Raw genomic sequence first — 4,252 nt, forward strand, 5'->3', positions numbered from 1 at the left:
AGTGAACCAGGTCAACCGCGTCACGCTGAAACTCTTCCGTGTACTTCGATGGACGCCCCAACGGGGACACCCCTTCCTCTGGACCAACATCCAGTCTCAGGGTGTCCACATCTCAGGGGGAAGGCCAGTGCAGGCCTATGTCGACGCCTGGTCCTCGCTTCTGGACCTTTCGCTCGGCGTACGCGAGTCTGAAGACCTCATTGGGACGGTTATCAAGGAGAGCTTCGATGAATGACCTGACCATCGCCCGGTGGCGCAAGAGCAGCCGCAGCGCGGAGGGCGAGTGTGTCGAGGTAGCGGACAGGCTCGGGGCGGTCGTGGGGGTTCGGGACAGCAAGGACAGCGCCGGACCGGCGTTGCTGTTCGGTGCCGCGCAGTGGCGCTGCTTCATCGAGACCGTCAAAACCGGCCAACTGCCCTGAGGCTGGCCAACCCATCCGCCCGTTCCAGTCCGTTCACCGCCTCCACAAGACGTCACTCAGCGCCATGGAACGCGGACCTCGCAGTCGACGACGAGGCTGTGCGGCACAAACCCGTTCAGCGCGGGCGGTCGCGGTCCTTGGAGGGCTGGACCCGCTTGGGCTCGCCTGGCATTTTCGGGTGGTCCGGCGGGTAGGGCAGGTCGCCCTCGCCGGCAGCGGCGTCCCGCTCGGCCCACTCCAGCAGCGGGGTGATGTCCCACCCGGCGTCGTCGATGCCGGCGTGCGGGTCGCCGTGCTGCGCCAGCCGCTGCGGCACCGTACGCAGGTCGAAGTCGTCCGGGTCGACGGCGGCCAACTCGTCCCAGTCGACCGGGGTGGAGACGGTGGCCCGCGCGTTGGCCCGCAGCGAGTACGCGCAGGCGATGGTGCGGTCCCGGGCCATCTGGTTGAAGTCCACGAAGACCCGCTCGCCGCGCTCCTCCTTCCACCAGGCGGTGGTGACCAGGTCGGGGCGGCGGCGGCCCAGCTCCCGGGCCAGCGCGATGGTGGCCCGGCGCACCTCGACGAAGCTCCAGCGGGGCTGGATGCGCAGGTAGACGTGCACGCCCCGACCGCCGGAGGTCTTCGGCCAGCCGGTCACCCCCAGCTCGTCGAGGATCGCGCGCAGCTCGGCGGCGGCGGAGGCCGCGTGGGCGAAGTCGGTGCCGGGCTGCGGGTCGAGGTCGACCCGCAGCTCGTCCGGCTGGTCGACGTGGTCGGCGCGCACCGGCCAGGGGTGGAACACGACGGTGCCCATCTGCGCCGCCCAGGCCACGTGGGCCAGGTCCGCCGGGCAGAGCTCGGCGGCCTTGCGCCCGCTGGGGAAGCTGATCTCCGTGGTCTGCACCCAGGGCGGCACGCCGCGGCTCGGCACCCGCTTCTGGAAGAACATCTCCCCATCGATGCCGTCGGGGAAGCGTTGCAGAGTCGTCGGCCGGTGGCGCAGGGCTCGCATGATGCCGTCGCCGACGCTGAGGTAGTAACGGAAGACGTCGGCCTTGGTGAAGCCGCGCTCGGGGAAGATGACCCGATCCGGGCTGGACAATCGTACGGTCTGCCCGGCGACCTCGATCTCCTCGGCCGGAGCCTTCGTGCCTGCCATTTCGCGACCATATGCGATGGGTCCGACGTTCGACGTACCGTTGGCGCGTGAGTCTTCCCGACAGTGAACTGCCCCGCACCGAGGACGAGTGGCGGGTCCGGCTCAGCCCCGACGAGTTCCGGGTGCTGCGCGAGCACGGCACCGAGCCGGCCTGGACCGGCGAGTACGTCGACACCAAGACCCCCGGCATGTACCGCTGCCGGGCCTGCGGTGCCCAGCTCTACCCGAGCGACACCAAGTTCGACTCGCACTGCGGCTGGCCGAGCTTTGACGACGCCATCCCGGGTGCGATCAAGGAGATCGAGGACAACTCGCTCGGCATGCGGCGGGTCGAGATCCGCTGTGCCCGCTGCGACAGCCACCTGGGCCACGTCTTCCGGGGTGAGGGTTTCACCCCGAAGAACACCAGGCACTGCGTGAACTCGCTCTCGATCCGGCTGGATCCCAGCAACACCTGACCCGCGGGCCGCCGGCGGGCCGGGGCGGCGACCTTCACAGCACCAGCAGGCCGCCCTGGTCGTCCACCTGGTCGGCGGCTTCGTCGTCGAACCACAGCCCGCCGGTGGCCAGGTAGCGGAAGCGGTGCTGTCCGGGCCCGAGGCGTACGGTCACCGTTCGGGTGCCGTCGCGGCGGGCCACCAGCACGTGCTCGCCGGGTTGCCAATCGTTGAAGGAGCCGACCACGCTCACCGTGCCGGGTGGGGTGTCCCGGGGCAGCGAGAAGGTGACCCGGGTCTGGCTGCCGAAGAGCCGGTTTCGCTTGATCATTGTCGTCCTCCCGGTTCGCGATCTCGACGGACCGGCGGCCGGGCCGCCGCCATCGGCCAGGTCATCCGGTACAACGCCCGACACGCAGGCGCGACACGCCGCCCCGCCGGGTGACCCGGGCGGTTTTCGCCCGGCCCCGGTGCCGGCGGGTCGCACGCTGGGCGGAACACCGACTTGGCGAAGGGATGACGTCGTGGCGACGTGCGAGGTCTGCGGAAACGACTACTGGATGGCGTTCGAGGTACGCACGGTCAGCGGCGACGTGCACACCTTCGACTGCTTCGAGTGTGCGGTGCACAAGTTGGCGCCGATCTGCGAGCACTGCCAGATCAGGATCGTCGGACACGGCGTGGAGGTGTCCGGCCGCTTCTTCTGCTGCGGGCACTGCGCTCGAGCGGTGGAGTCCGAGCAGGGTGCCGAGATCCGCGACGCCGTCGGTGCCCGCCCGGCCTAGCCCGACGTAGCCCGGCCTAGCCCGGCCTAGCCCGGCCATCCGCGAGCGGTCGCCGGGGCTGCGACGGCCTAACCTGGCAGGATGCCGAGCCCGGAACCACAGGTCGCCGCCTTCGCCGACCTGGACGCCCGCACCCTGCACGACCTGCTGAGACTGCGCGTGGACGTGTTCGTGGTGGAGCAGGAGTGCGCGTACCCGGAGATCGACGGGCGGGACGTCGAGCCCGGCACCCGGCACGTCTGGCTGGCGCACGACGGCGTGCCCGTGGCGTACCTGCGGATCCTGGCCGACCCCGGCGGAGTCGCCAGGATCGGGCGGGTGGTGGTGGCCCCGGCGGTGCGCGGCGGTGGGCACGCCGGACGGCTGATGGACCTGGCGCTGGCCGAGGTCGGCGATCGGCCGTGCGTACTGGACGCCCAGTCGCACCTGGTCGGCTTCTACGCGCGGTACGGCTTCGCGGCAAGTGGACCGGAGTACGTCGAGGACGGCATCCCGCATATCCCGATGCGCCGCCACCGCTGACCGGACGGTCAGCAGTCACCTCGGGCGGGATCGGCACCACCTGCCGGAAAACGGTTTCCAAATTGACGGATGGCGATGGATTGTGCCATTCTTCCGGTCGGAGCCGGCACAGCAGGGGCCACACGAACCGGCGCGGGAGGGGCAACTCCCGGGTCGTCTGGGCGACAACGCGATCCGACGACTCCCCCTGGGGGCTCCATGTCCAACGTACTCAGATCATCGCGCGCCACCTGGCTGCTGGCCGCCGCGGCCGTCGCGGCCGTCGCCACGCTGCTGCTCAGCACGGCGCTGGCCAACCCGGTCTCCGCGCACGGATCGGTGGCCAACCCGGTGTCCCGCAACTACGGCTGCTGGCAGCGCTGGGGCGGTGACTTCCAGAACCCACGGATGGCCACCGAGGACCCGATGTGCTGGCAGGCGTGGCAGGCCGATCCGAACGCCATGTGGAACTGGAACGGCCTGTACCGCGACGGCGTGGGCGGCAACCACCAGGCCGCCGTCCCGAACGGCCAGCTCTGCTCCGGCGGGCGCACCGAGAACGGTCGCTACCGGGCGATGGAGACGCCCGGCGCCTGGCGGGCCACCTCGGTCGCCAACAACTTCCGGCTCAAGTTCTACGACCAGGCCAGTCACGGTGCCGACTACATCCGGGTGTACGCCAGCCGCCAGGGCTACGACCCGCTGACCACGCCGCTGGCCTGGTCACACCTGGAACTTGTCGGCCAGATCGGCAACACGCCGGCCTCCCAGTGGCAGCCCGAGACCGGCGGGGTGTCCATCGAGGTTCCGGTGAACGCACCGGGACGCACCGGCCGGCACGTCATCTTCACCATCTGGCAGGCCAGCCATTCCGACCAGGCGTACTACATCTGCAGCGACGTGCAGTTCGGCGGCGGCGCCAACCCGCCGCCGAGCAACCCGCCGCCGTCCAACCCGCCGACCCCC

Annotated in this window: 7 protein-coding genes and 1 pseudogene; 6 read left to right on the forward strand and 2 right to left on the reverse strand. The window is 70.4% G+C overall.

Annotated features, from left to right (window positions below):
- Together C1I93_RS32120 and C1I93_RS28955 are read left to right on the forward strand one after the other, a co-directional pair.
- A pseudogene (locus tag C1I93_RS32120) lies at positions 1-235 on the forward strand (hypothetical protein); the annotation flags it as partial.
- A complete protein-coding gene (locus C1I93_RS28955) occupies positions 228-422 on the forward strand; it encodes a DUF397 domain-containing protein (protein ID WP_111246433.1) in 195 nt (64 codons plus the stop codon). The pseudogene C1I93_RS32120 and the gene C1I93_RS28955, both read left to right, overlap by 8 nt.
- A 115-nt stretch (positions 423-537) precedes the next feature.
- Here the strand turns inward: C1I93_RS28955 and ligD are convergent, their stop codons facing one another.
- The gene (gene ligD, locus C1I93_RS28960) at positions 538-1,563 is read right to left on the reverse strand and encodes a non-homologous end-joining DNA ligase (protein WP_111246434.1); all 1,026 of its coding nucleotides are present in this window, start codon (positions 1,561-1,563) and stop codon (positions 538-540) included.
- 47 nt (positions 1,564-1,610) lie between these two features.
- Between ligD and msrB the strand changes: the two genes are divergently transcribed.
- On the forward strand, positions 1,611-2,021 hold the full coding sequence (gene msrB / locus C1I93_RS28965) for a peptide-methionine (R)-S-oxide reductase MsrB (protein WP_111246435.1): 411 nt from the start codon (positions 1,611-1,613) through the stop codon (positions 2,019-2,021).
- A 34-nt stretch (positions 2,022-2,055) separates the two neighbouring features.
- Here msrB and C1I93_RS28970 read toward each other — a convergent pair whose 3' ends face one another.
- Positions 2,056-2,331 carry an isoamylase early set domain-containing protein gene (locus C1I93_RS28970; protein ID WP_111246436.1) on the reverse strand — a complete coding sequence of 92 codons (276 nt, stop codon included), beginning with the start codon at positions 2,329-2,331 and terminating at the stop codon, positions 2,056-2,058.
- A 193-nt stretch (positions 2,332-2,524) separates the two neighbouring features.
- On the opposite strand from C1I93_RS28970, the gene C1I93_RS28975 reads away from it, so the two are divergent.
- The 3 genes from C1I93_RS28975 to C1I93_RS28985 all read left to right on the forward strand — a co-directional run.
- Entirely contained in the window at positions 2,525-2,785 is a 261-nt protein-coding gene (locus C1I93_RS28975; RefSeq protein WP_111246437.1) for a metallothionein, read from the forward strand.
- A gap of 81 nt (positions 2,786-2,866) precedes the next feature.
- A complete protein-coding gene (locus C1I93_RS28980; protein ID WP_111246438.1) occupies positions 2,867-3,307 on the forward strand; it encodes a GNAT family N-acetyltransferase in 441 nt (146 codons plus the stop codon).
- Between the two features lie 198 nt (positions 3,308-3,505).
- Positions 3,506-4,252: lytic polysaccharide monooxygenase auxiliary activity family 9 protein (locus tag C1I93_RS28985; RefSeq protein ID WP_111246439.1), on the forward strand; the 747-nt coding region annotated here is incomplete at its 3' end.

This window comes from Micromonospora endophytica (assembly GCF_003236305.1).
In the GTDB taxonomy this organism is placed as follows: Bacteria; Actinomycetota; Actinomycetes; order Mycobacteriales; family Micromonosporaceae; genus Micromonospora; species Micromonospora endophytica.